24 protein-coding genes are annotated in these 25,312 nt (G+C 72.1%); 7 read left to right on the top strand and 17 right to left on the bottom strand.

The genetic code is table 11. The annotated features are described in order from the left end of the window. Nucleotides 1-52: 52 nt before the first annotated feature. Nucleotides 53-1,216, bottom strand: a complete 1,164-nt coding sequence (gene rsgA / locus ABZ565_RS20470; RefSeq protein ID WP_361028537.1) for a ribosome small subunit-dependent GTPase A — start codon at nt 1,214-1,216, stop codon at nt 53-55. Nucleotides 1,217-1,532: 316 nt separating this feature from the next. Here rsgA and ABZ565_RS20465 point away from each other — a divergent pair, with 316 nt between their 5' ends. After that, the gene (locus tag ABZ565_RS20465) at nt 1,533-2,033 is read left to right on the top strand and encodes a DUF5949 family protein (RefSeq protein WP_361028534.1); all 501 of its coding nucleotides are present in this window, start codon (nt 1,533-1,535) and stop codon (nt 2,031-2,033) included. A gap of 104 nt (nt 2,034-2,137) precedes the next feature. Here ABZ565_RS20465 and ABZ565_RS20460 read toward each other — a convergent pair whose 3' ends face one another. The 6 genes from ABZ565_RS20460 to ABZ565_RS20435 all read right to left on the bottom strand — a co-directional run bounded on the left by ABZ565_RS20460 (nt 2,138) and on the right by ABZ565_RS20435 (nt 4,920). Next, nucleotides 2,138-2,548 (bottom strand): rodlin, encoded by a 411-nt coding sequence (locus ABZ565_RS20460; RefSeq protein ID WP_361028531.1) that lies wholly within the window; start codon nt 2,546-2,548, stop codon nt 2,138-2,140. A gap of 119 nt (nt 2,549-2,667) precedes the next feature. Continuing rightward, nucleotides 2,668-2,838 carry a hypothetical protein gene (locus tag ABZ565_RS20455; protein WP_361028528.1) on the bottom strand — a complete coding sequence of 57 codons (171 nt, stop codon included), beginning with the start codon at nt 2,836-2,838 and terminating at the stop codon, nt 2,668-2,670. Between the two features lie 114 nt (nt 2,839-2,952). Next, nucleotides 2,953-3,363, bottom strand: coding sequence for a rodlin (locus ABZ565_RS20450; RefSeq protein ID WP_018100605.1), 411 nt, complete (start codon nt 3,361-3,363; stop codon nt 2,953-2,955). 104 nt (nt 3,364-3,467) lie between these two features. Continuing rightward, nucleotides 3,468-3,758, bottom strand: a complete 291-nt coding sequence (locus ABZ565_RS20445) for a hypothetical protein (RefSeq protein ID WP_361028524.1) — start codon at nt 3,756-3,758, stop codon at nt 3,468-3,470. A gap of 256 nt (nt 3,759-4,014) precedes the next feature. After that, nucleotides 4,015-4,248: a chaplin gene (locus tag ABZ565_RS20440; protein ID WP_361028521.1), complete on the bottom strand. Its 234-nt coding sequence runs from the start codon at nt 4,246-4,248 to the stop codon at nt 4,015-4,017. A gap of 270 nt (nt 4,249-4,518) precedes the next feature. Then, nucleotides 4,519-4,920, bottom strand: coding sequence for a rodlin (locus ABZ565_RS20435; RefSeq protein ID WP_361028518.1), 402 nt, complete (start codon nt 4,918-4,920; stop codon nt 4,519-4,521). A gap of 382 nt (nt 4,921-5,302) precedes the next feature. Here ABZ565_RS20435 and ABZ565_RS20430 point away from each other — a divergent pair, with 382 nt between their 5' ends. Then, complete coding sequence (locus ABZ565_RS20430; RefSeq protein ID WP_361028930.1) at nt 5,303-6,196, top strand: chaplin; 894 nt, start codon at nt 5,303-5,305, stop codon at nt 6,194-6,196. A gap of 94 nt (nt 6,197-6,290) precedes the next feature. Here the strand turns inward: ABZ565_RS20430 and ABZ565_RS20425 are convergent, their stop codons facing one another. The 5 genes from ABZ565_RS20425 to ABZ565_RS20405 all read right to left on the bottom strand — a co-directional run bounded on the left by ABZ565_RS20425 (nt 6,291) and on the right by ABZ565_RS20405 (nt 12,804). Further along, nucleotides 6,291-7,226 (bottom strand): dihydrodipicolinate synthase family protein, encoded by a 936-nt coding sequence (locus ABZ565_RS20425; RefSeq protein WP_361028515.1) that lies wholly within the window; start codon nt 7,224-7,226, stop codon nt 6,291-6,293. Beyond that, nucleotides 7,223-8,212 (bottom strand): ABC transporter ATP-binding protein, encoded by a 990-nt coding sequence (locus tag ABZ565_RS20420; RefSeq protein WP_361028512.1) that lies wholly within the window; start codon nt 8,210-8,212, stop codon nt 7,223-7,225. The genes ABZ565_RS20425 and ABZ565_RS20420 overlap by 4 nt, the downstream gene beginning before the upstream one ends. Beyond that, the gene (locus ABZ565_RS20415; protein ID WP_361028509.1) at nt 8,209-10,176 is read right to left on the bottom strand and encodes a dipeptide/oligopeptide/nickel ABC transporter permease/ATP-binding protein; all 1,968 of its coding nucleotides are present in this window, start codon (nt 10,174-10,176) and stop codon (nt 8,209-8,211) included. The genes ABZ565_RS20420 and ABZ565_RS20415 overlap by 4 nt, the downstream gene beginning before the upstream one ends. Before the next feature lies 1 nt (nt 10,177). Continuing rightward, the gene (locus ABZ565_RS20410; protein WP_361028506.1) at nt 10,178-11,128 is read right to left on the bottom strand and encodes an ABC transporter permease; all 951 of its coding nucleotides are present in this window, start codon (nt 11,126-11,128) and stop codon (nt 10,178-10,180) included. Nucleotides 11,129-11,208: 80 nt separating this feature from the next. Continuing rightward, nucleotides 11,209-12,804: an ABC transporter substrate-binding protein gene (locus ABZ565_RS20405; RefSeq protein WP_361028503.1), complete on the bottom strand. Its 1,596-nt coding sequence runs from the start codon at nt 12,802-12,804 to the stop codon at nt 11,209-11,211. Between the two features lie 170 nt (nt 12,805-12,974). On the opposite strand from ABZ565_RS20405, the gene ABZ565_RS20400 reads away from it, so the two are divergent. The 3 genes from ABZ565_RS20400 to ABZ565_RS20390 all read left to right on the top strand — a co-directional run bounded on the left by ABZ565_RS20400 (nt 12,975) and on the right by ABZ565_RS20390 (nt 16,330). Next, entirely contained in the window at nt 12,975-13,694 is a 720-nt protein-coding gene (locus tag ABZ565_RS20400; protein ID WP_361028500.1) for an FCD domain-containing protein, read from the top strand. Between the two features lie 180 nt (nt 13,695-13,874). Continuing rightward, entirely contained in the window at nt 13,875-14,876 is a 1,002-nt protein-coding gene (locus tag ABZ565_RS20395; RefSeq protein ID WP_361028497.1) for an acetylxylan esterase, read from the top strand. A 17-nt stretch (nt 14,877-14,893) separates the two neighbouring features. Then, the gene (locus tag ABZ565_RS20390) at nt 14,894-16,330 is read left to right on the top strand and encodes an exo-alpha-sialidase (RefSeq protein WP_361028494.1); all 1,437 of its coding nucleotides are present in this window, start codon (nt 14,894-14,896) and stop codon (nt 16,328-16,330) included. Here ABZ565_RS20390 and ABZ565_RS20385 read toward each other — a convergent pair. Further along, nucleotides 16,320-17,945 carry a tryptophan 7-halogenase gene (locus ABZ565_RS20385; RefSeq protein WP_361028491.1) on the bottom strand — a complete coding sequence of 542 codons (1,626 nt, stop codon included), beginning with the start codon at nt 17,943-17,945 and terminating at the stop codon, nt 16,320-16,322. The genes ABZ565_RS20390 and ABZ565_RS20385 overlap by 11 nt on opposite strands. Before the next feature lie 164 nt (nt 17,946-18,109). Here ABZ565_RS20385 and ABZ565_RS20380 point away from each other — a divergent pair, with 164 nt between their 5' ends. Continuing rightward, the gene (locus tag ABZ565_RS20380; RefSeq protein WP_361028488.1) at nt 18,110-18,352 is read left to right on the top strand and encodes a DUF6269 family protein; all 243 of its coding nucleotides are present in this window, start codon (nt 18,110-18,112) and stop codon (nt 18,350-18,352) included. A gap of 89 nt (nt 18,353-18,441) precedes the next feature. On the opposite strand, the gene ABZ565_RS20375 is transcribed toward ABZ565_RS20380, so the two are convergent. Beyond that, nucleotides 18,442-20,319: a BTAD domain-containing putative transcriptional regulator gene (locus ABZ565_RS20375; RefSeq protein ID WP_361028485.1), complete on the bottom strand. Its 1,878-nt coding sequence runs from the start codon at nt 20,317-20,319 to the stop codon at nt 18,442-18,444. A 207-nt stretch (nt 20,320-20,526) separates the two neighbouring features. On the opposite strand from ABZ565_RS20375, the gene ABZ565_RS20370 reads away from it, so the two are divergent. Beyond that, the gene (locus tag ABZ565_RS20370) at nt 20,527-20,811 is read left to right on the top strand and encodes a hypothetical protein (RefSeq protein WP_361028482.1); all 285 of its coding nucleotides are present in this window, start codon (nt 20,527-20,529) and stop codon (nt 20,809-20,811) included. Nucleotides 20,812-20,823: 12 nt separating this feature from the next. Here the strand turns inward: ABZ565_RS20370 and ABZ565_RS20365 are convergent, their stop codons facing one another. From ABZ565_RS20365 to ABZ565_RS20355, 3 genes are all read right to left on the bottom strand, one after another. After that, on the bottom strand, nt 20,824-23,811 hold the full coding sequence (locus tag ABZ565_RS20365) for a BTAD domain-containing putative transcriptional regulator (protein ID WP_361028479.1): 2,988 nt from the start codon (nt 23,809-23,811) through the stop codon (nt 20,824-20,826). 143 nt (nt 23,812-23,954) lie between these two features. Next, nucleotides 23,955-24,173 carry an acyl-CoA carboxylase epsilon subunit gene (locus tag ABZ565_RS20360; RefSeq protein ID WP_361028476.1) on the bottom strand — a complete coding sequence of 73 codons (219 nt, stop codon included), beginning with the start codon at nt 24,171-24,173 and terminating at the stop codon, nt 23,955-23,957. An 8-nt stretch (nt 24,174-24,181) separates the two neighbouring features. Further along, nucleotides 24,182-25,312: acyl-CoA carboxylase subunit beta (locus tag ABZ565_RS20355; protein ID WP_361028473.1), on the bottom strand; the 1,131-nt coding region annotated here is incomplete at its 5' end.

Here is a 25,312-nt window from a genome sequence, read left to right as displayed (position 1 = left end):
CCCCGCCGGGACGCCTCACTCGCGGTTTTCGGACGTGGACCACGGGGTCCGGCTACCGCAGCCCGCCGCGCTTGGCCTCCATCGCGGCCCGGCCCTCGGCCCCCTTCCGCTTCCAGTCGCGCCGGATCTCGGCCCGGACGCGGGCGTCGGTCTTGGCGACGATGCGCTGGTTCTCGCGCTGGAGCTTGCGGTAGCTGTCGAAGCGGCGCTCGGGCAGTGTGCCGTCCTCGATCGCCTCCCGCACGGCGCAGCCGGGCTCCGCCTCGTGGGCGCAGTCGTGGAACCGGCAGCCCTCGGCCAGTTCCTGGATCTCCGAGAAGACCTGGCCGACGCCGACCCCCGCGTCCCAGAGGCCGACCCCGCGCAGTCCGGGGGTGTCGATGAGGACCCCGCCCGAGGGCAGCACGAGCAGGTTGCGGGTGGTGGTGGTGTGCCGGCCCTTGCCGTCCACGTCACGGGCGGCCTGGACCTCCATCACGTCCTGGCCGAGCAGTGTGTTGGCGAGGGTGGACTTGCCGGCGCCGGAGACTCCGAGCAGCACGCTCGTACCGCCGGAGACGATCGCCGAGAACACGTCGATGCCCTCGCCGGTGGTCGAGCTGACCGGGAGGACCTGCACACCGGGCGCGATGCGCTCGATGTCCTGGACGAGATGGGAGAGGGTGACCGCGTCCGGGACCAGGTCGGCCTTGGTGAGGACGACGAGCGGTTCGGCGGTCCGCTCGCCCGCCCCGGCGGCGTCGCCGAGCAGCGCGTCACCGCCGGAGCTGGACATGGCGAGGGCCAGGAACCGCTCGACGCGGCCCAGGTCCAGCTCCACGGCCAGCGAGACGCAGATGACGATGTGGTCGACGTTGGTGGCGAGCACCTGGCCCTCGGAGCGCTTGGACGAGGTGGAGCGCACGAAGGCGGTGCGCCGCGGCAGCAGCGTACGGACGAAGCGCGGGTCGCCGTCGGCGTCGACGGCCGCCCAGTCGCCGGTGCAGATGATCCGCATCGGGTCGCGCGGCACGACGAAGGCGGTGTCCGCCCAGATCGTGCCCTCGGGCGTGACGATGTCGCAGCGCCCGCGGTCCACGCGCACCACGCGTCCGGGCACCAGACCCTGGGCGGCGTACGGGGCGAACTCGGCGGCCCAGTCGTCGTCCCAGCCGTATGCGGCGAGCGGGTGCGAGGCGGTGGAGGAGAGGGAGGAGGAGAAAGACGGGAGAGACAAGGGGAACCCTTCACAGGGTGGCCCGGCCATGCGCGTGGAGGCGCGAAGAGGTCAGCCGGTGGCCACGGAGGTGACACAGAGGAACTTCGACTCGTGGGCAGCGCCCACCGCAACGACCGTCGTCAATGTCCTCACCTCCGCATTCGTCCGGGTCCGGTTCCGGCGGCCGGTCCGCCGTCCGTCTCGTCGCAGACCATAACCCCCGGCGGTCCAGCGGCTCAACCGATTATTTCGCGCGGACCAGTTGGGGCAGTCGTCCCCCGATCGGGTGATACGCATGGAGTTCGACCGGTCGCGGACGGTTAGGGTGCCGCACATGACCTCCCCCCAGACAGCCACCGGCACGTTCACCCAGGCCCAGTTGGGCACCCTCATCCTGATCGGCTGGAGCGGCGAGTACCGGCAGAGCGGGCGCGACGCCGCCTTCCTGCTCGCCTACTCGCTGGGCGACGGATCGGACGGCCCGGCGGCCGGCGAGCACGCCATGCGGATCGCGCTGCAGCGCAGCGGGCTCACGGTCGGCGGTGAGCCGGTGCGGGCCGACGAGACGCCGGGCCTCCCCGTGAAGCTCCTCGTCCAGGCCGGCCAGGCCGTGCTGACGCTGCCGCACTTCAAGGCGCAGTACCCGGTGCCGCCCGAGTGGCTGGCGGCGGCGAACGAACAGGGCGAGGTGCACGCGATGTTCGCGACCCGCCCCTGGCCGCAGGGCGCTCCGGGACTCCCCATCGGCGAGGCGGAGCTGCGGGCCTTCGCGGGCGACCCGGACGTGATCGCGACCTCGGCGCTCTGCGTGCTCCCGGTACGCAGCCTCGGCTGACCCGGCCCACGGAAGAGGCCCACCACCCGGCGAGGGTGGTGGGCCTCCGTCATACCCTCCGCGCACACGCCGCACAGGACGGACGGCGCGGGCGCGGTGCGCCATCAGTTATTGGCGACGCCGTTCCCGGAGAGGACCGGGATGTCGTCCACCAGGTGCGACAGGGGCTCGTCGCCCTTGGCCTGGGTGGAGTTGTCGGCGCACTGCTGGTTCTGCGGGTTGGACAGGACGTTGACGTCCTGGACGGCGACGGGCACCAGCAGACCCACCAGCGAACCGACGTTCGCCTTGACCGGGACGCCCAGGCACAGGTCGTTCAGCGAGCCCTGGATGAGCTGCGCCTGCGGGCTGCCGTCACCCCGGGTCACGCTGTTCCCGTACGAGCTGGCGGCGCCGTTGCCGTTGACCGAGGTGGTGCCCCCGTCGTTGCCGATCGCCATGGCCGAGGGGGCTGCGGCGGCCGACAGGCCGACCAGGGACGCGGCCACTGCCGCGCCGGCCATCATCTTCTTCATCACGCTTCACCTTTCGGAGCGTTCCGCTCTGGAACGTACTGATCAACCCCGTGCGGACGCTTCGGTTCCGCTGATCCACCCAAATGGGTTCGATCCCGCATGAGTTCGACGGCCCGGAGTCAGCCCCGGCCGCCCGCCTCGCCCGAGGTGCGCGCCGGGGGCACGAGTCCGCCCGCGCGGGCGGGGCCGGGGCCCGGGGCCGGGACGGCCCGGGCGGCCCGCCACTCGGCGAGGAGCCGGTCGTAGATCGGGGTTGCGCTGTCGGGGTGCCGGCTGTGCTGCTGGTCCATGCGGAGGCCCTACCCGTTGCGGCGGGAAGCGGCCGCCCGCACTACGGCAAGCGGCCCAGCGAGCCGCCCTTTCGGGCGACCGCCGGGCCGCGTGGGGTGCGCCGTCAGTGCCGGTCAGTTGTTGCCGGCACCGTTGCCCGAGAGGATCGGGATGTCGTCCAGGATGTGCGACAGGGCCTCGTCGCCCTTGGCCTGGGTGGAGTTCTCGGTGCACTGCTGGTTCTGCGGCGAGGACAGCACGTTGATGTCCTGGACCGAGATCGGCACGACGCCGAGCAGCGAGCCCACGTTGGCCTTGGCCGGCAGGGCGATGCAGGGCTTGTTGAGCGAGCCCTGGATGAGCGCGAACTGCGGGCTCCAGTCACCGTGGGTGGCGGAGTTGCCGTACGCCTGCATGGCACCGTTGCCGTTGACGGTGGTGGTGCCCTGGTCGTTGCCGATGGCCATGGCCGACGGGGCGACCGCGGCGGAGACGCCGACGATCGATGCGGCGACGGCCGCCGAGGCCATCATCTTCTTGATCATGAAACTGCCCTTCTGGATTTTCTCTGATTGCCCGCCGGTACCGAGCGAACTGATCAACTCGGCCTAGCGGGAATGGTTCTGGCACATCACCCGAAAGGTGCGGTTCAGTTCGAGAGCGGGAGGCCGCCGAGGAGTGGGGCCGCGCCCTTGGCCGCGCCGGTGGCCTGGTCGGCGACCTTGGTGACCGTGCCGTCCTCGTGCAGGCGCTCGGCGGCGCCGCTGACGGTGTCGACCACCGGGTCGACCGCCTGCGGGGCGGCCGCCACCACCTGGTTGACGCCTCCGTCGAGGCTGAAGCTGGGGGCCGTGGTCGTGGTGACGGCGAAGGCGGGAGCAGCCGTGCCGAGTGCGACCACGGAACCGGCGACGAGCGCGGCGGACTTCGCGTACTTCACTTTCGGGTTCCCTTCTCAGCGGCGGCCGTTCCGGTCGCGTCCCCGCGCCCCACGGCCCTTCTTCGGCCGTGTCCTCCGCCGCCCTTTCCCTGGCTAACGAACCGGATACGGCGGGGAAACTGGACGGTGCGCAATTTTTCGGAGCCCGGCCACGGAAAAGTCCCGGCGCGGGTGGGTTCCGGGCACGGGAAAAGCCCCGGACCACTGCGAGCGCGGGCCGGGGCTTTTCGAGCCGAGAGAATTCGGCGGGCCTGGATCAGTCGTTGACGCAGGCGTTGCCGAAGGCCGGGTTCAGCAGGCCGATGACGTTGATGGTGTTGCCGCAGACGTTGACCGGGATGTGCACCGGAATCTGGATGGTGTTGCCGGAGACGACGCCCGGGGAGGCGACGGCCGCGCCCTCGGCGCCCGAGTCGGCGAAGGCCGGGGCGGCAGCACCCATGGCCATGAGCGTACCGGCGGCGACGGCGGCGATCTTGGTGTACTTCACGTGAAACCCTTTCTTGTGCGGAGTCCGGAGCGGCCACGGCTTTCGTGCCGCACGAGCGCGGACCTGATCGCTCGTAACTCCGCCGCTTTCATTCGTAACGATTTCGGACGGTATGCGACACTGCTCGGCGAGGAGATTGCCCAGATACCGCCCGAATGACGCAGTTCCGGTCAGCCGACCGTGTTCCCGCCCGACGCGCGCGAGGCACCGACGGGCCCGGACCGCTCGGAGGAGGAACGCCGACGGCCCGGGCCCGGAGGGTGGGCCGGATCAGCTGTTGCCGGCGCCGTTGCCCGAGAGGACCGGAATGCCGTCCAGGATGTGCGACAGCGGCTCGTCACCCTTGGCCTGGGTGGAGTTCTCGGTGCACTGCTGGTTCTGCGGGTTGGACAGGACGTTGACGTCCTGGACCGCGATCGGGACGAGGCCGATGAGCGAACCGACGTTCGCCTTGAGCGGCAGGCCGACGCAGGGCTTGTTCAGCGAGCCCTGGACCAGGTCGAACTGAGGGCTGCCGTCGCCGTGCGTCACGGCGTTGCCGAAGGACTGCGAGGCACCGTTGCCGTTGACCGAGGTCGTGCCACCGTCGTTGCCGATGGCCATCGCCTGCGCGGCGCCGAGACCGAGGATGGAGGCGGCGACGGCACCCGTAGCCAGGACCTTCTTGATCACGATGAACCCTTCTCGTACTGGATGCCCCGTAGCCGGAGCGCCCTGAACAACTGCCGGGCCGACGTTTGGTTATCGCCATTCACTCGAATGCCCGGAAGACACGGACGTCCGTACGAAAGTGATCGAGTAATACTGTCGGAAATCGAGAGGCGAAACGTTCACTCGTAGCCCTGCCGCGTGCTCACAGAAAATTCACCGCATTTACGTTTCTCACGCACGCGGACGTCGTTATGGGTGTCGTCAAGCCGCTCCGCCAGGAGGGCCGCTCCTGGATGGGCGGGTCCGACGGCTGCTGCACCGCCTGATGAAAGAACTGCGGACCGCGCGTCCGCGAGAAATGTCCCAAGGAAGGGCACCAATGCGAAAAGCCTTGAGTAAGAGCATGCTCGTCATGGCGGCGGCGTCAGGCATCCTGACCGCCTCCGGCGGTTATGCCTTCGCCGATGCCTCGGCCGACGGTGCCGCTGTCGGCTCGCCGGGCGTCGCCTCGGGCAACGCCGTGCAGGTCCCGGTGCACGTCCCCGTCAACCTCTGCGGCAACACGGTCAACGTGATCGGCGCGCTGAACCCCGCCTTCGGCAACGAGTGCGAGAACGAGGGCGGCGACGCCGAGGCCGGTGACACCCAGGGTGCGAGCGCCCAGGGCGTGGCCGCCGGCTCCCCCGGCGTGCTCTCGGGCAACCTGATCCAGGCGCCGGTCGACGTCCCGGTGAACGTCTGCGGCAACACGGTCAACGTGGTCGGCCTGCTCAACCCGGCCGCCGGCAACGAGTGCGAGAACGGCGACGACGAGGGCAACCCGCCCACCGAGGAGCCGCCGACGCACCACAAGCCCCCGCACCACAAGCCGCCGCACCACAAGCCGCCGACGGGTCACCACGACCACGACTGCGACTGCGGCCACGAGCACAAGCCGCCGAAGCCCCCGAAGCCGCCGGTGCACCACCACGACGACGACTGCCCGCCCAGCCACCACCACAACCCGCCGAAGCCGCACCACCCGCCGAAGCCCCCGAAGCCGCCGGTGCACCACCACGACGACGACTGCCCGCCCAGCCACCACCACAACCCGCCGACCCCGCCCACGCACAACCCGCCCACGCACAACCCGCCGACCCACACCGGTTGGCACCACACGCCTCCGAAGCACCACAAGCCGCCGCAGATGGCGCACACCGGTGCCAACGAGAACCTGGGCATCGCCGGTGGCGCCAGCGCCGCGCTGGTGCTCGGCGGCGGCCTGCTGATGCGCCGCGCCCGCGCCGCGAAGAAGTGAGCTGACGCTTCCCCGAGCACGAAGAGGTCCGGCCCGACAGCCCTGAGCTGTCCGGCCGGACCTCTTGTCTTCGGCGCCCTGTGCCGCGTACGCGTCACACCGTGGCGAGCCCCGCGCGCTCCAGGCAGGCGGCGACCGCCGCCGTCTCCTCGGCGTCCAGCCGCCGCATCGGCGGGCTCATGACGTTGGTGGCGATGATCCCGCGCAGCATCAGCGCGGTCTTGAACGCGCCGAGCCCCGCCGCCGTGGCGGACGCCGTGCCCGGGCGGGCGGCGCGCACGATGTCGAACAGCGCGACCAGCCGGTCCTGTTCGGCGCGCGCGGCCGCCCAGTCACCGCGTACCGCCGCCTCGTGCAGGCGTACGTACCCGTGCGGATCGACGTTGCCGAGCCCCGGGACCGAGCCGTCGGCGCCACCGAGCATCATCGCGTCTACCACCAGCTCGTGGCCGGTGAGCACGGAGAACCCCGGCAGCTCGCGGGCGCCGATGACCAGCCGGCGGAACGAGCCGTCGTCGCCGCTGGAGTCCTTCACCCCGGCCAGCACCCCGTCGGCGGCGAGCGGCAGCAGCAGTTCCGGGTCGAGCTTGCTGTGCACGCAGACCGGCACGTCGTACGCCAGGACGGGCAGGTCGAGCGCGGCGGCGACGTCCCGGAAGTGGCGGTCGATCTCCGTGGCGTGGGTGCGGGTGTAGAACGGCGCGGTCACGACGACGGCGTCGGCGCCCAGCTCGGCGGCGCGCCGGGCGCGCTCGATCGCCCGGTTGGTGGTGGTCTCGATCGCGCCGACGAGGACCGGCACCTGGCCGCCCGCCGCCGCGGTGACGGCCTCGATGACCCGGTCCTGCTGCCCCGGGGTGAGGTAGGCGGTCTCGCCGGAGCTGCCGAGGGCGAAGAGGCCCGTGACACCGCCGTCGACGAGGTGCCCCACGACCCGCTCCAGCGAGGGGATGTCGAGCTCGCCGTCCGCGGTGAGCGGGGTGACGACGGGCGGGATCACTCCCGTGCAGCGGGGGGTACGGGCGGTCATGCGGTGCTCCTTGCGGACGGTACGGCGGATGCGGAGGTCTGGGGGTGGACGCAGTGGTGGCGGTGCCCGTGCGGGCCCTCGGTGCGCTCGGGGAAGACCGTGGCGCAGGCGTCGTCCGCCTTCCAGCACCGGGTGCGGAAGGGGCAGCCGGTCGGCGGGTTGGTCGCCGAGGGCACGGGGCCGGTGAGCACGATGCGCTCGGTGCTCTCCAGCAGGCTGGGCGTCGCGGAGAGCAGTGCCTCGGTGTACGGGTGGGAGGGGGCGCCGGCGACGTCGGCGGCGCGGCCCTCCTCCACGATGCGGCCGAGGTAGAGGACGGCGATGCGGTCGGCGAGGTAGCGGACGGTCTGGATGTCGTGCGAGATGAACACCATGCCGAGGCCGAGGCGTTCGCGCAGGTCGACCAGGAGGTTGAGGACCTGGGCGCGCACCGACACGTCGAGCGCGGAGGTGGGCTCGTCGGCGACGATCAGCTCCGGTTCCAGGGCCAGGGCGCGGGCGATGGCGACGCGCTGGCGCTGGCCGCCGGAGAGCTGTCCGGGCAGGGCGGCGAGGGTGTGGCCGGGGAGGCCGACCAGGTCGAGGAGTTCGGCGACCCGGGCGGTCCGTGCCTCGCGGGTGCCGCGGCGGTGCACGTCGAGCGGGTCGCGCAGGATCCGTTCGACGGTGAGGCGCGGGTTGAGCGCGGTGGACGGGTCCTGGAAGACCACGCCGACGGCGGAGCCGAAGTCCTGGCGGCGCTGGGTCCCGGTCATCTCCCACAGGTCGCGGCCGTGGAAGGCGACCGTACCCTCGGTGGGCTTCTGGAGGCCGGTCAGGACCCGGGCGAGGGTGGACTTGCCGCAGCCGGACTCGCCGACGAGGCCGACGATCTCGCCGCGCTTCACCTCCAGGTTCGCGTCGGTGAGGGCGTGGACGGCGTCGCGGCGGAAGACGCCTCCGCTGCGTGCCTTGTGGCGTACGTGGACGCCGTCGAGCCTGATCACAGGGCGCTCCCTTCCAGCTGCGCGGCCTTCGCCGGGTGATGGCAGGCGAAGCCGTGGTCCTGCGCGGCGGCGCGCGCGGTGAGTGCGGGGGTGGTGGTGCGGCACAGTTCGGTGGCGGCGCCGCAGCGTGAGGCGAACCGGCAGCCGGGGCCGAAGCCCTGGGGCGCGGGAACGACGCCGCGGATCTGGTGCAGCCGGTCGGCGCCGGCCTCCAGCGAGACGACCGAGCCGAGCAGGCCGCGGCTGTAGTGGTGGGTGGGGGCGGTGAGTACGGAGCGGGTGGAGCCGATCTCGGCGAGCCGGCCGGCGTACATCACCGCGACGCGGTGCGAGAGGTCGCCGACGAGGGCGAGGTCGTGCGAGACGAGCACCATGGCGAAGCCGAGTTCCTCGCGGAGCCGGACGAGGAGTTCGACGACCTGGGCCTGGACGGTGACGTCGAGTGCGGTGGTCGGTTCGTCCGCGATGAGCAGGCGGGGGCTGCGGGAGAGGGCCATGGCGATCAGGACGCGCTGGCGCTGGCCGCCGGAGAGCTCGTGGGGGTAGCTGCGCAGGGTGCGTTCGGGTGAGAGGCCGACGAGTTCGAGGAGTTCGGCCGGTGTCTTCGTACCACCGCGCGAGGTGAGCTGCCTGAGCTGGGTGCCGACGAGTACGGAGGGGTTGAGGGAGGAGAGCGCGTCCTGGTAGACCATCGCGATCTCGGGGCCCATCAGGGCGCGGCGTTCCTTCGGCGGCAGTGCCAGGAGGTCGCGGCCCCGGTACAGGATCTCGCCGCTGACCTCGGCGTTGCGGGCGAGGAGGCCCATCACGGCCAGGCTGGTGATGGACTTGCCGCAGCCGGATTCGCCGACGAGGCCCAGGGTCTCGCCCTCGTGGACGGTGAAGGAGAGGGCGTCCACGACCGGGGTGGTGCCGTACCGGTCCGGGAAGCGGATGGCGAGGTCGCGTACGACGAGGAGCTCGGCGGCGTCCTCGGGGACCGGGGTGATGGCGGGTTCCTGGGCGTGGACACGCCGGGCGAGCTTGGCCAGGGCGGCGTCGATGTCCACGGTGGAGCGCGCCTCGACGGGGTCGGGGGCGGTGGTGGTGCCGGAGGGGGCGGCGGGGCGGGCGGCCTTCGGCGCGGCGGAGGCGTCGGTCAGGCCCTCGGAGAGGATGTTGAGGGCGAGGACGGTGACGAGCAGCGCGAGGCCGGGGAAGAAGGTGGCCCACCAGCCGCCGGCCAGGAGGATCTGCCGGCCGTAGGCGAGGACGCTGCCCCAGCTGGGGTCGGGGTCCTGCACTCCGGCGCCGATGAAGGAGAGGCTGGCCTCGAAGATGATCGCCTCGGCGACCATGACGGTGGCGAACACCATGACCGGCGCCATGCAGTTGACGGCGACGTGCCGGAGCACGATGTAGCCGCGCCGGGCGCCGATGACCTTCTCGGCGGCGACGTAGTCCTCACCGTACTGGGACAGCACGTTGGCGCGGACGACGCGGGCGAGCGAGGGGGTGTAGACGAAGGCGATGGTGAAGATGATGACGGGGATGCTGGTGCCGAAGACGGCGACGAGGACGGCGGCCAGCGCGATGGGCGGGAACGACATCACCACGTCGAGGGTGCGCATCACGGACTCGTCGCCGAGCTTGCGCGAGGTGGCGGCGAGGGCGCCGAGCACGGAGCCGGCGACCAGGGCGACGGCGGTCGCGCCGAGGCCGATGATCAGCGAGTAGCGGGAGCCGTGCACGACACGGGCGAAGACGTCGCGACCGGCCCGGTCGGTGCCGAACCAGTGGTCGGCGCTCGGTGCCTGGACCGGGGTTCCGGTGGTGAGCGGGTTCTGGGTGAGCAGCGGTGCGAGGACCGCGCCCAGGATGACGACGAGCAGCACGCCGAGCGCGATGCGGGAGGTGACCGGGAGCGCGCGGAAGGCGATGCCGGGGCGGGAGAGCTTGGTGGTCAGCCGGCTGGTGGCAAACATGTCAGACCGTCCTGATGCGCGGGTTGACCAGCAGGTAGAGCAGGTCGACGATGACGTTGACCACCAGGAACGCGATGGCGATGGTCAGTACGGTGCCCTGGACGAGGGCGACGTCGCCGCCCGTGACACCTTCGAGGATGAGCTTGCCCATGCCGGGCAGGTCGAAGATCGCTTCGATGACGACGGCGCCGCTGAGCAGGTAGCCGACCTTGACGCCGAGCACGGTGAGCGGGGTGACGAGCGCGTTGCGCAGCACCGAGCGGATCACGAGGAAGACGGGCAGGCCGTTGCCGCGGGCGGTGCGGACGTAGTCGCGGTCGAGTTCGGCGACCATCGAGGTCCGTACGAGGCGGGCGAGCGAGGCGGCGACGGGGACGGCGAGCGAGAGGGCGGGCAGGGCCATGGAGCGCAGCCAGCCGCCGAAGGAGTCGGCCGGGTTGGTGTAGCCGCCGGTCGGGAAGACCGGGGTGTTCAGGGCGAACTGCTGGATGAGCAGGACGCCGAGCCAGAACGAGGGGACGGCGACCCCGGCCATGGACAGCACCCGGAAGAGCTGGTCGGGCCAGCGGTCGCGGTACATCGCGCCGAGCACGCCGGCGACGACGGCGAGGACGATCGCGAGGATCAGGCCGAGGACCGTCAGCTGGAGGGTGAGCGGGAAGGCGGCGGTGATGCGGTCCGCGACGGGCTGGCTGGGCGGGACCGTCATGCCGAGGTCCAGGTGGAGGAGCTGCCCCAGGAAGTGGAAGTAGCGCACGGGCAGCGGGTCGTTGAGGCCGTTGGCCTCGGCGAAGGCCGCACGGGCCTCGGGTGTGGCGCTCTCCCCGAGCGCGTTGAAGGCCGGGTCGACCGGCGAGAACTGCAGCACCACGAAGACGAGCAGCGCGATGCCGAGGATCATCACCGGCATCATCGCGACGCGGCGCAGCGCGAGCCGGAGAAAAGCAACCATCGTCGGGTTCCTTGCGGTTGGGCGGTCCGGTCCGGGACGCCGGGTGGGGTGAGGCGCCCCGGGCCGGGGTTCTGGGAGGGCTAGCCGCGGCTGACGTCCAGGAAGGACAGGCCCGTGGTGGGCAGCGGCTCGAAGCCGGGGAGCGCCTTCTCCTTCCAGGCGGTGGGCAGCTTGCGGTGCAGGATCGGATAGAGGGCGGCCTCGTCGGCGACGAGGTCGGTGACCTGGCCCCACAGCTCCTTGCGCTTCGCCTCGTCGGCGGCCTGGGCCGCCTTGTCGAGGGTCTGCTTCACCTTCTTGTACGCGGCGGACTCACCCCAGCCGTAGCGGCTCTCGGGCCAGAAGCCGTAGTAGAACCAGCGCAGCAGCAGGTCGGCGTCGTTGCCGAAGACCGAGGGGTCGCCGGGGGCGACGAGGACGTCGAAGTCGCCCTTGTCGATCTTGGCGTACTGGGCCGGGGACTGGGCGATGTTGAGCGTGACCTCGACGCCCGCGGCCTCCCAGCTCTCCTTGAGCAGCGGGGCGATGTCCTTGACCCAGCCGGTGTCGGTGGTCAGGACGGTGAAGGAGAGGCCGCCGGCGCCCGCCTCGTCCAGGAGCTTCCTGGCCTTGGCCACGTCGTGCGTGTAGACGGTGGCGGCCTTGTGGTAGTCGGGGTGGGTGGCGGGGACGTAGCCGGTGGCGGCGGTGGCGTTGCCGACCATGGCGGTGGAGATGATCTTCTCGGTGTCCAGGGCGTAGTGCAGCGCCTGGCGCACCCGCTTGTCGGCGAACCGCTTGTCGGCCGTGTTGAACATGAGGAAGAGCAGCCCGAAGGACTGCACCGACTCGGTCCTGGCGGAGCCGGAGAGGCGTTTGACGTCGATGTAGGGGACGTCCTCGATGGCCTGGACGCGGCCGGACTCCATGGCGCTGACGCGGGCCGACTGGTCGGACATCAGGCGCCAGACCATCTTCTTGGCCTTGGCCGGGTGGGCGCCGTTGTACGCGTCGTAGGCCTCGAAGACGATCTTGTCCTCGCGGGTGGCGGAGACGAACTTGTACGGCCCCGAACCGACGGGCTTGGCGTCGAACCCCTTGGGGTCGGGCGCCACGATCTTCTTCGGCACGATCCGGGCGACGGCGATGCGGGACGGGAAGAGCGCGAAGGGGTACTTGAGCTTGAACTCGACCGTGCCGGCGTCGACCGCTTTCACCGTGTCGATGAAGGGCACGAACTGCGCCATCAGGGAGGCGTTCTTCGGGTCCAGGATGCGTTCGAAGCTGAACACCACGTCGTCGGCGGTGACGGGCGAGCCGTCGTGGAAGGTGGCGCCCTTGCGGAGCGTGGCGCGGTAGGTGGTGGCGTTGATCTTCTTCGGCATCCCGGTGGCGAGTGCGGGCCGTGCCACGAGCGTTGCCGGATCGAGATCCACCAGGCCCTCGAAGATGTGCATATTGGCGGCGTACGGGGTCGCGCCCGAGGTGATCATGGGGTCGAAGCCGGTCGACAGCGGGTAGGACAGGCCGGCCTCGATGAGGTCGCTTCCGCTGCCCTTGTCGGTCGAGCCGTTGGCGGTCGAGGACGGCCCGCCGCACGCGGACAGGCCGGCCGTGATGGCGGCCGCGGCGCCGACGACGCCGGTGTAACGCAGGAAGGTGCGGCGCTCGACACCGGCTGATCTCAGCTCGGGCACGGGTCCTCCAGGGACTTGAGGTGGAACGTCTGGGACGGGATACGGGGAGCTGGCGCGGGTTCGCGGGGAACCGCGGGACCCTGAGCATCAGACGTCAGATGTCTGATGCCTTGATAGCGTGGGAACGTAGCTTGACAATCGAGAGGGGTCAAGAGGTGGGGAGTTCACCTATGTCCGGAACGAAACCCGGCCGGCAGCTGCTCCGGCAGGAAGTCGTGGACGGCATCAAGCGGTACATCCTCGAGGAACGACTCCGCCCCGGGGACCCGCTGCCCACCGAGCCCGCCCTGTGCGAGGCGCTCGGCGCCAGCCGCTCCAGCGTCCGCGAGGCCGTCAAGATCCTCGACGCGCTGGACATCGTGGAGGTCCGCCACGGGCACGGCACCTACGTCGGCCGGCTGAGCCTGTCCGCGCTCGTGGAGAGCCTGACCTTCCGGGGCCTGCTCTCCCCGGACGACGACTTCCAGGTCATGGCGGACCTGGTCGATGTGCGCGAGCTGTTCGAGCGCGGGATGGCCGACCGGATCGTCTCGCAGCTCAGCGCGGACCAGCTGGACTCGCTGGACGCCCTCGTGGCGACCATGCGCGAGAGGGGCGCCCAGGAGGGGCACGGCTTCGTGGACGCCGACCGCGCCTTCCACGCCCAGCTCGTGGCCCCGCTGGGCAACGAGCTGATCGGCCAGCTCTCGATGGCCTTCTGGGACGTGTACACGATCGTCGCGCCGCACCTGGACGGGTTCACGCAGGCCGACGAGACGGAGACGATCACCGCCCACCAGAACATCGTGGACACCGCGCGGGCCGGTGACATCACCGGCTTCATGAAGGCGCTCGGCGAGCACTACGCGCCCGTGCGCCGACGGATCGCCGAGGCCCGCGCCCGGCGCTGAGCCGTCCGCGGGGCGCCGGGCGGCCGCGCGGACGGGCCCGGGCGGCCCGTAAGGACCCTTGACGGCCGCCTCGGGCGGTGCCTAGGGTCCGTGTGGCGACAGGACATCTGACGTCATGCATCTGATGTCGTCGCCCACGCCCTCGGCATCTTCCCCCGCCGCGCCCCAGGAGGGCACCCCATGCCGCTGACGGACCTCTCGCTCGACGCCTGCCGCGACTACCGGCCTCCGCTGCCCGTCCCCGCGGACTTCGACGACTTCTGGTCCCGGACCCTGGACGAGGCCCGCACCCACGCGTCCGGCAAGCCGGTCTTCGCCGAGGTGGAGACCGGGCTCACCCAGGTCCGCACGTACGACGTGACGATCCCGGGCTTCGCCGGGCAGCCGGTACGCGGCTGGCTGCGGATGCCCGCCGGGGCGGCCGGACCCCTGGGCTGCGTGGTGGAGTTCCTGGGCTACGGGCGCGGCCGGGGCCTGGCCCACGAGAACCTGCTGTGGGCCTCGGCCGGTCACGCCCACCTGCTGATGGACACCCGGGGGCAGGGCTGGTCGGCGGCCGGCGGCGCCACCGCCGATCCGGACGGGGGCGCGCCGGGCGTGGTGCCCGGCTTCCTGACCCGGGGCATCGAGAGCCCCGAAACGTACTACTACCGGCGGCTGTTCACCGACGCGGTGCGGTGCGTGGACGCGGTGCGCGAGCACCCGGAGATCGCCCCGGACCGGATCGTGGTGACCGGGATCAGCCAGGGGGGCGGTATCACCCTGGCCGTCGCCGGGCTGGTGCCGGGGCTCGCCGGGGTCATGCCGGACGTGCCGTTCCTGTGCAACGTCCGCCGGGGTGCCGAGATCGCGGGGCGCCCCCCGTACACCGAGATCGCCGAGTACCTGAACCTGCACCGCGACCGCACGGAGCAGGTCTTCGCCACGCTCGCCTACTTCGACGCCGCACTGCTCGCCACCCGGGCGACGGCCCCCGCGCTGTTCTCCATCGCGATGATGGACGACGTCTGCCCGCCCTCCACCTGCTTCACCGCCTACAACGGCTACGCCGGGCCCAAGGACGTACGGGTCTATCCGTTCAACGGGCACGAGGGCGGTGCGGAGTACCAGCGGCGGGAGCAACTGGCCTGGGTGGCCTCCCTGTTCACCGGCCTGCCATCGGGGCAGGCCGGTCGCTCCTGACGAGAGAGAGATCGTCCATGCAGCGAACCGTCCCTGTCGCCCTGCTCGGCGCCGCCCTGCTGGTCGTCACCACGACCGGCACCGCGCAGGCCGCGTCACCCGCCCCCGGCACGCTCACGTCCCAGGACCTGACCGTCGACGGAATCGGCTCCCCCCACTACCGCATCCCCGCCCTCACCACCTCGGACAAGGGAACCCTGCTCGCCGCGTACGACGCCCGGCCCACCCTGGGCGACCTGCCGTCCAACATCGGGATCGTGCTGCGGCGCAGCACCGACGGCGGGACGACCTGGCAGGCGCAGCAGGTGGTCCGCAAGGACGCCGCGCCCAAGGGGTACGGGGACCCGAGCCTGCTGGTCGACCGGGTCACCGGGCGGATCTTCCTGTTCTACGCGGCCGGTGAGAACCAGGGCTTCTTCGGCTCGGCCACCGGCAACGACGAGACCGACCCGGACGTCCTCCAGGCCGACTACAGCTACTCCGACGACGACGGGCTCACCTGGACCCACCGCCGGATCACCGAGCAGATCAAGAACCCGGCCTGGGGCGGGATGTTCGCCTCGTCCGGCGAGGGCATCCAGCTGCGCAACGGCCCGCACAGGGGCCGGCTCGTCCAGCAATACGCCATCCGGAACAGCGGGGCCAACTACGCGGTCAGCGCGTACAGCGACGACCACGGCGAGACCTGGCACATGGGCACCCCGGTCGGCCCCGGCGGCGACGAGAACAAGACCGTCGAGCTGAACGACGGCACGGTCATGCTCAACAACCGCTCGGCGCCGTACCGTACGGTCGCGTACTCCTCGGACGGCGGGGTCACGTACACGCCGTTCGTCCAGGACACGGAGCTGCCCGACCCGGCGAACAACGGCTCGGTCATGCGGTACGCCCCCGACGCGCCGGCCTCGGACCCGCAGTCCTCCTGGCTGCTGTTCAGCAACACCGAGGCCACCTCGCGCAAGAACCTCACGGTCAAGATGTCCTGCGACAACGGGAGGACCTGGCCGATCAAGAAGGTCGTGGACCCGGGCGCCGCCGCCTATTCGACGCTGACCCGGCTCCCGGGCGGCCGGCTCGGCCTGCTGTACGAGCGGGGGAACTACGAGCACATCACGTACTCCTCGTTCGACCTGAAGTGGCTCGGCGGCACCTGCGCGGACGTCACGATCACCCCGCCGGCCACGCTGAAGGCGGGGACGAGCGCGGAGATCACCGTACGGGTCGTCAACCGGATGGACGTCAGGCGCGACGCGGGCACGGTCGAACTGGCCGTGCCCGCCGGCTGGACGGCGAAGCGGGTGGCGTTCCCGGCGACGCGTCCCGGTGAGGGCGCCAACGTGAAGGTGCCGGTCACGGTCCCGGCCGGTGCCTCCGGTGAGGTGAAGCTGACCGCGACCTACCGCACGGGCGGGAAGGCCGCGTCGGGCAGCCGGACGGTGACGGTCACGCCGTAACCGGAGGAAGCGCCGGGTCCGGGTGCCACCCCCGGACGGCACCCGGGTCCGGCGTGAGCGACGGTGGGCGGGTGTGGAGGCGGCGCAGATACTCCTGGGCCGTGGGCAGCGTCTCCAGCAGGATCCGCTGCTGGCGCGCGACCCGCAGGAACAGGGCGTCCGCCTCCTGCCGGGCGGCCGGGCGGTGGGCCAGGGCGGGCCGGGGCGACGGGGGGTCCGTGAGCAGTGAGGCCAGCAGGGTGTGGTGCGCCACCTCCTGGGGGTCCGGCCCCGGGGAGAGGCCGGCCCGGTAGGCGGCCAGCGACTCCCGTAGGGCGTCGGGCAGCGGACGCGCGCGCCGGTCCGCCCAGAACGGGGTGTCGAGTCCGGGCGCCACGGCGTAGCGCAGCGCGGCCAGGTCGCGGGCCTCCGCGTGGCGCCGGCGGACCGCGCGGTCGTAGCGGACCGCGGGCGCCTCCCGGTTCCGGAGCGCCGGGAAGTCCCTCACCAGACGGCCCACTTGGCGCAGGACCTCGCCGAGACCGTCGTCCGCCAGGGGCTCCAGGACATGGGCGGCGCGGCCCACGGCCACGCAGTTCCCCGCCCATGACCGGCGCAGGTACCCGGTGCGGTACCCGCTGTGCCGGACCGTCGCGTTCCGGGAGAAGGGGCCGTGCAGAGCGCGCAGCGCGTTCAGCGCCTCGTCGGGTCCGGTCAGGTCACGGGCGTAGACCCGGCCGGCCCCGAACCCGCCCAGCAGCGGCATCTTCCACGCCCAGCCGTCGGGCAGGGCGGTGACCGTGGTGAAGGGCTCGATCGCGTGCGTCTCCTCGTCCATCGGGACGGTGACCATGACGGCGCTGTCGCACCCCGGGCCCTCGTCCGTCTCGACGAACGGTTCCCCCAGCAGCCCGGTCATCAGCAGCCGCTCGTCCTCCGTGCAGTCCAGGAAGAGGTCACCAGGGACGGGCCCGGACTCCGTCGTGTGCAGCAGCGTCAGCGTGCCGTCGGCATCGCGTTCGGCGTGGAGGGGCGTGTCGCGGACCGCGCGTACCCCGAATCGCCGCATCGCCAGGTCCCGGAGACAGCGCGTGAACATCGCGGTGTCGATGTGCCAGCCGTACGGAACCGCCGCGCGTCCGTCCATCCATCGCGGCGATTTACCGGCGTCCAGCAATGGCGGTTCGCGGAAGCAGGCGTAATCGAACGCCTCGATGGTCTCGCCGCTGCCGCGCCGGTTCTGCCAGCATTCGAGAAGCGTGAATTCCTCGCACGAGGAAAGGGGCGTACAGGTGCGGTAGAAGTGGTCCGCGCGAAAACGTCCCGCTCTCTCCGGGGCGGGTGCTCCGGCCATTCCGGCGCGCCAGTCCGCGTAACGGACGCCGGCCGCGAAGGACGCGCGGCACGCCCGCATCCATTCCTCCTCCGGGACCCCGAGCCGGTCGAAGAGTTCGCGTTGCAACTCCGGGGGCACGGCGCTGACCTGGCCCGTCTCCGAGACTCCGGCCGGACGCGAGGGCGGCTCCAGCACCGTGACGGAGACTGTGCCACCGAACACGGACGCGAGCCTGGCGGCGGCGGTCCAGCCGGCTGCCGTGCCTCCCACGACCACGATCCTCCTGATGAGACTTTCCATGGCGCCCACTCTTCCCGCCCTTTCTGTACCGCTTCCCTCACGAAGCCATGGAGACCTGTACCGGTCTGCACGGACGCGTACAGATGCCCCGGGGAATTCCTGTATCCCCTCGGCCGAACCTGTTGGTGCGGGACCTGATCGGGGCCCGGACCCATACAGGAGGAATGATGTACGACAAGCAGCCCGGCCCCACGATGGTTCAGCATCCGCTGGAATTCCTGGCGGAGATCGAGCGACGGGAAGCGACGGCGCAGGAGATTCTGCTGCGGGACACCGACGCACCCTGGACCGACCTGCTGGCGGAGTACGTGGACGCCCTGACCGGGCTGGCGACCCCGGGCACCGCCGGCACCGGCTACATAGCCGCCTACGGCCTGGACGAGGGCCATGCGGGCGGCTGCGGCTGATGCCGGACGGTCCGGTGAGCCGGCCGGAGTGCGGCCGGCCCACCGGACCGGGGAGGGAACGGGCGGGCGGGAAGAAGGGAGCTACCGCCTCACGCCGGGGCGGGGGCGAGGACGGGATCGGCGCACTGCTCCCTGGCGAACAGCCCCACCAGCGGCATGAAGCGGTAGCTCAGCCGGGCGTCGCCGTCGACGCTCCAGGCCTCCAGCAGCCGGGCGTCCGCCAGCCGTTCGAGCAGTTCCTCGGCCTCCTCCGGGCCCGTACCCAGCAGCGCCGCGGCGTCGCCGGCCGTCAGCGCGGACAGGCCGGCCCGCGCCAGCACGGCGAACGCGGGCCTGGTGGCCCGGTCCAGCTGCGACAGGGCGGTGCGCAGCCCGGCCCGTACGTCGAGGGAGCCGATCCGCAGCTCCCCCAGCCGGCGGTCCTCCGGGGCCAGCCGCTCGGCCAGCCGGGCCGCGGGCCAGTGCGGGTGGGCCGCCAGCCGGGCCGCCGCGATGCGCAGGGCGAGCGGGAGCCGGTCGCAGAGTTCCGCGATCCGCGCCGCCGCCCCGGGGGCCCCGGCGAGTCGCTCGGGCCCGGCGACGGCGGCCAGCAGGGCGCCGGCCTCGGCGGGTTCCATGGGTCCGAGCCCGACCAGCCGGGTGCCCTCCAGCGAGGCCAGGTGGGAGCGCACCCCGGTGACGAGGGTGCGGCTTCCGCCGCCGCCCGGCAGCAGCGCGCGGACCTGCGCGTCGTCGGCGGCGTTGTCGAGGACGATCAGCACCGGGCGGCTGCGGGCGAGCAGGGTCCGGTAGAGCTGGACGCGTTCCTCCTGGGTCGCGGGCAGCCGGTCCGGTGCGGTGCCGAGGGCGCGCAGGAACCAGCCGAGGACTTCGCCGGGTGCACGGGCCCCGCCCTCGGCGGTGCGCAGGTCCGCGTAGAGCTGGCCGCCGGGGAAGTCGGCCCGGCAGCGTTCGGCGGCCCACAGGGCGAGGGCCGACTTGCCGGTGCCGGGTGCGCCGGTGACCACGGCGTCCTGGTGCCCGCGCAGGGCGGCGAGCACGTCGCGCGCCTCTGCGGCGCGGCCGGTGAAGTCGCCGGGTGCGGCGGGCAGCATCGCGGGGACGAGGCCCTGCCAGCCGCCCCCGGGGACCTCCGCCCCGGGCGGTGCGGGGACCGGTTCGGTGTGCTGGGGCTCGGGGTGTTCCTCTCCTACCCGGGCCGGCGTCGCGCGGTCCCGCTCCGGTGCGCGGGCGGGCGGCTGTGTGCCGGTGAGGATCTCCTGATGCAGCGCTCGCAGTTCCGGGCCGGGGTCGATGCCGAGGTCCTCGGCCAGGGCCCGGCGGCCCTTCTCGTACACCGTGAGCGCGTCGGCCTGCCGGCCGCAGCGGTGCAGGGCGGTCATCAGCTGCCCGCGCAGCCGTTCGCGTACCGGGTGGAGCGTGACCTGCCGGGTGAGTGCCGGGACCATGTCGGTGTGCCGGCCGAGCGCGAGAGCCGCCTCGGCGTGGTTCTCCAGCGCGGAGAGGCGGGCCTCCTCCATGCGCGGGACCTCGGCCTCGGCGAGGTGTGGGGTGACGTCGGTGAGCGCCGGGCCGCGCCACAGCGCGAGGGCGTCGTGCAGCAGGCGCTCCGCCTCGGCGTGACGGCCCGCGCCCAGGGCGTCCCGGCCCGAGTCGGCGAGTTCGCGGAAGACGTCCCAGTCGAAGCGGGCGTCGCGGATGTCCATGCGGTACCCGGGTCCGTGCCGCTCCAGGCCGAGGCCGGCGCCGAGGCGGGTACGCAGCCGCGACATATAGGTGTAGAGCTGGTTCCGGCTGGTGGCGGGCGGGTCCCAGCCCCACAGCAGGAGGGTCAGCCGCTCGTCGGAAACGACCTTGCCACGGGCGAGGAGCAGGGCCGCGAGCGCGGTGCGCTGCTTGCCGCCGTCCAGGGCGACGGCGCGGCCGTCGAGCTCGGCCGAGACGGGCCCCAGGATCTTGAGTTCCATGCGGTTCCCCCGTTCAGCAGGCCCGTTCCGGTCGCCGGGCCACGTGGGGAAAAAGCTACTGACCTGCGGTTTTTCTTCGCCATCGGCTCTATTTCGCGGTTCCGAAAGCGAGATGAAAGAGCATCAAAACGGGTTCTCCGTAACGTTCATGGCACACACCGGGACAACAGCCCGAAACGCCCGTCGCAGCTGTCACAGGAGGTCATCATGAAGCTCTCCCCTCTCCCGGCCAGGACCGTTCCGGCGGGCCGGGTCGCGGCGGGAGCCGTGCTCCTCCTCGCGGTGGCCGGCACGGTGGGGCCCGTCGGCGCCATGGGGCCGGCCGCGCTCCGCTCCGGTACGGACGCCGTCGTGCGGGCGGTGGCCGACGACCCCTGGACCATCGCCCCGTCGAAGCGGGCCGACGATCCGTGGACCGTCGTCCGCGCCGCGAAGCCGGACGACCCGTGGACGGTCGCCCCGGCGACGACGGCGGACGACCCGTGGACCTGAGCCGGGCGGTGCTCAGGGCCGTACGAGCGCGAACAGGCGGTCGGAGTCCCAGGTCTCGCCGTCGCCGAGCGCCGCCAGCAGCCGGGCGGACCTGTCCTGCCAGCCCGGTGCCCCCACCTCCGCGAAGAGGTCGTGCGCCGTCTTGAAACTCCCGGCCGCCCCGGCCCGGTCGGTGTGCAGGACCTGCACACAGCCGAGGGCGATCGCGGCCCGCGCCTCCAGGAAGCGGTCGGGCACCTTGCCCGAGCTCAGCAGCGCGTCCCGCAGGACCGTCTCCGCCTCCTCCGTCCTGCCCCGGCACCACAGTGCCTCACCCAGGGTGCGCAGGGTGTGCGCCTCACCACGGCGGTCACCGCTGCCCCGGACCAGCTCCAGCGCGCGCCGGCAGGCCTCCTCGGCCCGCTCCCCCTCACCCCGGTGGAGCAGGGCCTCGGCCAGCCGGACGGTGTTCTGCGCCTCTCCCCGTACGGTGCCCAGCCCCCGGCTCCGGGCGACCGCCTCGGAGGACAGGCGCAGACTCGCCTGGGGGTCGCCCCGTTCCAGCTCCACCTGCGCCAGCAGGCCCAGCACATGGGCCTCGGCGTAGTGGTCACCGACCGCGCGGAAGATCTCCAGCGAGCGGTGGGCCATCTCCCTGGCCCGGTCCATGTCACCGCGATGGCGTTCGCACAGCGCCAGGTTCCGCAGGACCAGGGCGCGTCCCTGATCCTGGCCCTGCTGCTCGAACAGCCGCAGGGCCAGGCTGAGTCGCCGGTGGGCCGAATCGTGGTCCCACCCGACGATCTCCAGGGTTCCGAGGGAGTGCAGCATCGCCGCCCGGCCGAGGGGGTCCCCGGTCCGGGTCGCGGCCTCCAGGGCCCGTTCGCCGCAGTCCCGCCAGTCCTCCAGGTAGTCGCGGTTCTGGAAGAGCGTCACGCTCGTCATGGCCAGGTCCCAGGCATAGGCGGACTCGTCCTCGCGGGCGGCCTGTTCGACGAGGCCGGTGATCGATGAGCGTTCGGTCTCGAACCACTCCATCGGGTCCTCCAGCAGGCTGTCCACCAGATGGCCGGGGAGCCGGTGGAGCGGCGCGGGTCCGTGGATGACGGTGTAGTCGCCGCCGTAGACCCGCCGGTGCGCCTCACCCGCCAGCGCGAGCCAGGCGCCCCAGGCGCGCCGGCCGGCCGCGCGCAGCTCCTCCTCGGTGTCCTCCTCCCGCGCGCACTCGCGGGCGAACAGCCTCAGCAGGTCCTGGAAGCGGTAGCGGACGTGGCCGGTGGTGGCGCTGAGCGGTTCCAGGAGCTGGGCGTCGACCAGCAGCTCGATCAGGTCCTCGGCGTCGACGGGGTCGATGTCGAGGAGCGCGGCGCCGGCCCAGGCGGAGAAGTCCGAGACGTTGAGGACCCCGAGCCGCCGGAACATCCGGGCCGCGTCGGCGGGCAGGTCCCGGTAGCTGAGCCTGAGCCCGGCCCGGACCCCGCGCTCGTCCAGGCTGAGTTCGTCGAGCCTGCGGTGCTGGTCCTCCAGCCGGGCCACCAGGGTCCGTACCGACCAGTGGGGCTTGGCGGCGAGCCGGGCGGCCGCGATCCGCAGGGCCAGCGGGAGGCGGTCGCAGAGCGCGCTGAGCCGGGCGGCGCCCACGGGGTCGACACCGAAGCGGTCGTCACCGGCGACCCGGGACAGGAGGGTGATGGACTCGTCCTGTTCGAGGGCGCCGAGGTGCAGCGGTACGAAGGCGTAGTCGCCGGCGAGCGCGCGGCCCATGGTGTCCCGGCTGGTGACCAGGACGCAGCAGCGCCCGGTGCCGGGCAGCAGGGGGCGGATCTGCTGGAAGGAACGGGCGTTGTCGAGGACGACCAGGACCCGGCGGCCGCCCAGCACACTGCGGAAGAGGGCGGTGCGCTCGTTCTGGTCGGCGGGGATCTGCGGTCCGGGCACGCCCAGGGCGCGCAGGAACCTGTCGAGCACCGCGGCCGGTCTGCGGGGCGCCTCGGCCCCGTCGTAGCCGCGCATGTCCGCGAAGAGCTGCCCGTCCGGGAAGCGCGCGGCCACCTGGTGGGCCCAGTGCACGGCGAGGGCGGTCTTGCCGACGCCGCCCGTGCCCGTGATGGACCCGACGGGGAGCGCGCCGCCGTCGAGGTGCTCCAGGAGCCGGTCCAGCGAGGCGAGTTCGGCGTGACGTCCGGTGAACGAAGCGGCGCTGGGCGGCAGATGCGCGGGGACGGTCGTCTGGGGGACGAGGGTGACGGATTCCGCGGGCAGGCCGAGTCGCGGGGAGTCGGCGAGGATCTCCTCGTGCAGCTCCTGGAGCGCGGGGCCCGGGTCGATGCCGAGTTCGTCGGCGAGCAGCCGCTGGGCGCCGCGGTAGGTCTCCAGGGCCTCGGCGCGGCGGCCCGAGCGGTACTGGGCCAGCATGAGGTGGCCCTTGGCCTGTTCGCGGAGCGGGTGTTCGCGGACGAACGCGCTCAGTTCGCCGGTCATGTCGCGGTGCTGGCCGAGCGCGAGGCGGAGTCCGGCGTACTCCTCGTACACGTCGAGGCGCATCTCGGTGAGCTGGGCGGCCTCGGACTCGACGCGTTCGGCGGAGATGCCTTCGAGCGCGGGGCCGCGCCACATGGCGAGCGCCTCCTCGAAGTGGGCACAGGCCTCCTCGGACCGGCCCCGGCGTGCGGCCTCCCGCCCCTTGGCGGCGCTCTCCTCGAACTCGACGGCGTCGATGCGGTGTTCGCCGGCGAACAGCATGTAGCCGGGGTGGCTGGTGACCAGGATGTCCTCGACCCCGACCGCGTTCTTGATGGTCTTGCGCAGGGCGGAGACGCAGATGGCGATCTGGTTGCGCGCGGTGGCGGGCGGGCGGCCCTGCCAGACGGCGTCGGCGAGGGTGTCGACCGAGACCACACGGTTGGGGGCGAGGAGCAGCATCGACATGATCGTGCGCTGACGGGCGCCCTGCAGTACGACGGGCCGCCCGTCGGCACCGATGTCCAGCGGCCCCAGGATTCGGAACACCACCTGAAGCACGAACCGCCTCCTGATTTCGATCGTAGCCGTTCCTGTACGACCGGGTTCGCCGCTTTGGGACTGATTACCAGGGCGCCGCCGGGCCCGGCAACGACACCGGCAGCAAACTGCCAGGCCGCGGGCCCGGAGCGCCGGTCGTCGCCTCAGGTCCTGGCCATCCAGGAGGCGGGCGGAAAGGTGTCGGGCCTGTCCCAGACGGCGGCCGGCGCGGCCTCGCGCACCGGACCGGGCTCGTCGCGGCCGGCTGCGGCCAGGGCGGTGAGCAGGGCCGCGACGGCCGCCAGTTCCTCCGGGGAGGGGGCGCCCCTGATCACCTTGAACAGGGCCGTACCGAGGGGTCCTTGAAGGGGTGGTTCTGACATGGGGCCTCCTAGACAGGGGGGTTGCCGTGTTTCCGGGTGGGTATCGAGGCATGCTTCGAGCCGAGCATGGCGAGCGCGGCGGCGAGGGCCGCGCGCGTGTCGGCGGGGTCGATGACGTCGTCGACGAGCCCGCGCTCGGCCGCGTAGTAGGGGTGCATCAGCTCGGTCCTGTACTCCTTGACCAGCTGCCGGCGCATCGCGTCCGGATCGCTCGCCGCCTGGATCCGCCGCCGGAAGACGACGTTGGCGGCACCCTCGGCCCCCATCACGGCGATCTCGTTGCCCGGCCAGGCCAGCGAGAGGTCGGCACCGATGGACCGGGAGTCCATGACGATGTAGGCGCCGCCGTACGCCTTGCGCAGGATGACCTGGATGCGGGGCACGGTGGCATTGCAGTACGCGTACAGCAGTTTCGCGCCGTGCCGGATGATGCCGCCGTGCTCCTGGTCGACGCCGGGCAGGAAGCCGGGCACGTCGACCAGCGTGACGAGCGGGATGTTGAAGGCGTCGCAGAGCTGCACGAAGCGGGCGGCCTTCTCGGAGGAGTGGATGTCGAGCACACCCGCGAGCGCCTGCGGCTGGCTGGCGACCAGGCCCACGACCCTGCCGTCGAGGCGCGCGAGTGCGGTGAGGACGCTGGTGGCCCAGCGTTCGTGGACCTCCATGTACTCGCCGTCGTCGACCAGTTCCTCCATGACCCGCCGCATGTCGTACGGGCGGCTGCCGTCCAGCGGGACCAGGTCGCGCAGGGCCTCGCACCGCCGGTCGGCGGGGTCGTCGCTCGCCGAGGAGGGCGGGTTCTCGCGGTTGTTCCGGGGGAGCATCGACAGCAGGTAGCGGACCTCGGCGATGCAGGTCTCCTCGTCGTCGTACGCGAAGTGCGCGACGCCCGAGGTCTCGGCGTGGACGTCCGCGCCGCCCAGGCCGTTCTGGGTGATCTCCTCGCCGGTGACGGCCTTCACGACGTCCGGGCCGGTGATGAACATCTGTGAGGTCTCACGGACCATGAACACGAAGTCCGTCAGGGCGGGGCTGTAGGCCGCGCCGCCCGCGCACGGGCCGAGCATCACGCTGATCTGCGGGATCACACCGGAGGCGCGCGTGTTGCGCTGGAAGATGCCTCCGTACCCGGCGAGCGC

Source organism: Streptomyces sp. NPDC016469 (genome assembly GCF_040632905.1).
Taxonomy (GTDB): domain Bacteria; phylum Actinomycetota; class Actinomycetes; order Streptomycetales; family Streptomycetaceae; genus Streptomyces.
Note: the sequence above shows the minus strand (reverse complement) of the source record. Positions and strands in the feature narration are given on the sequence as shown.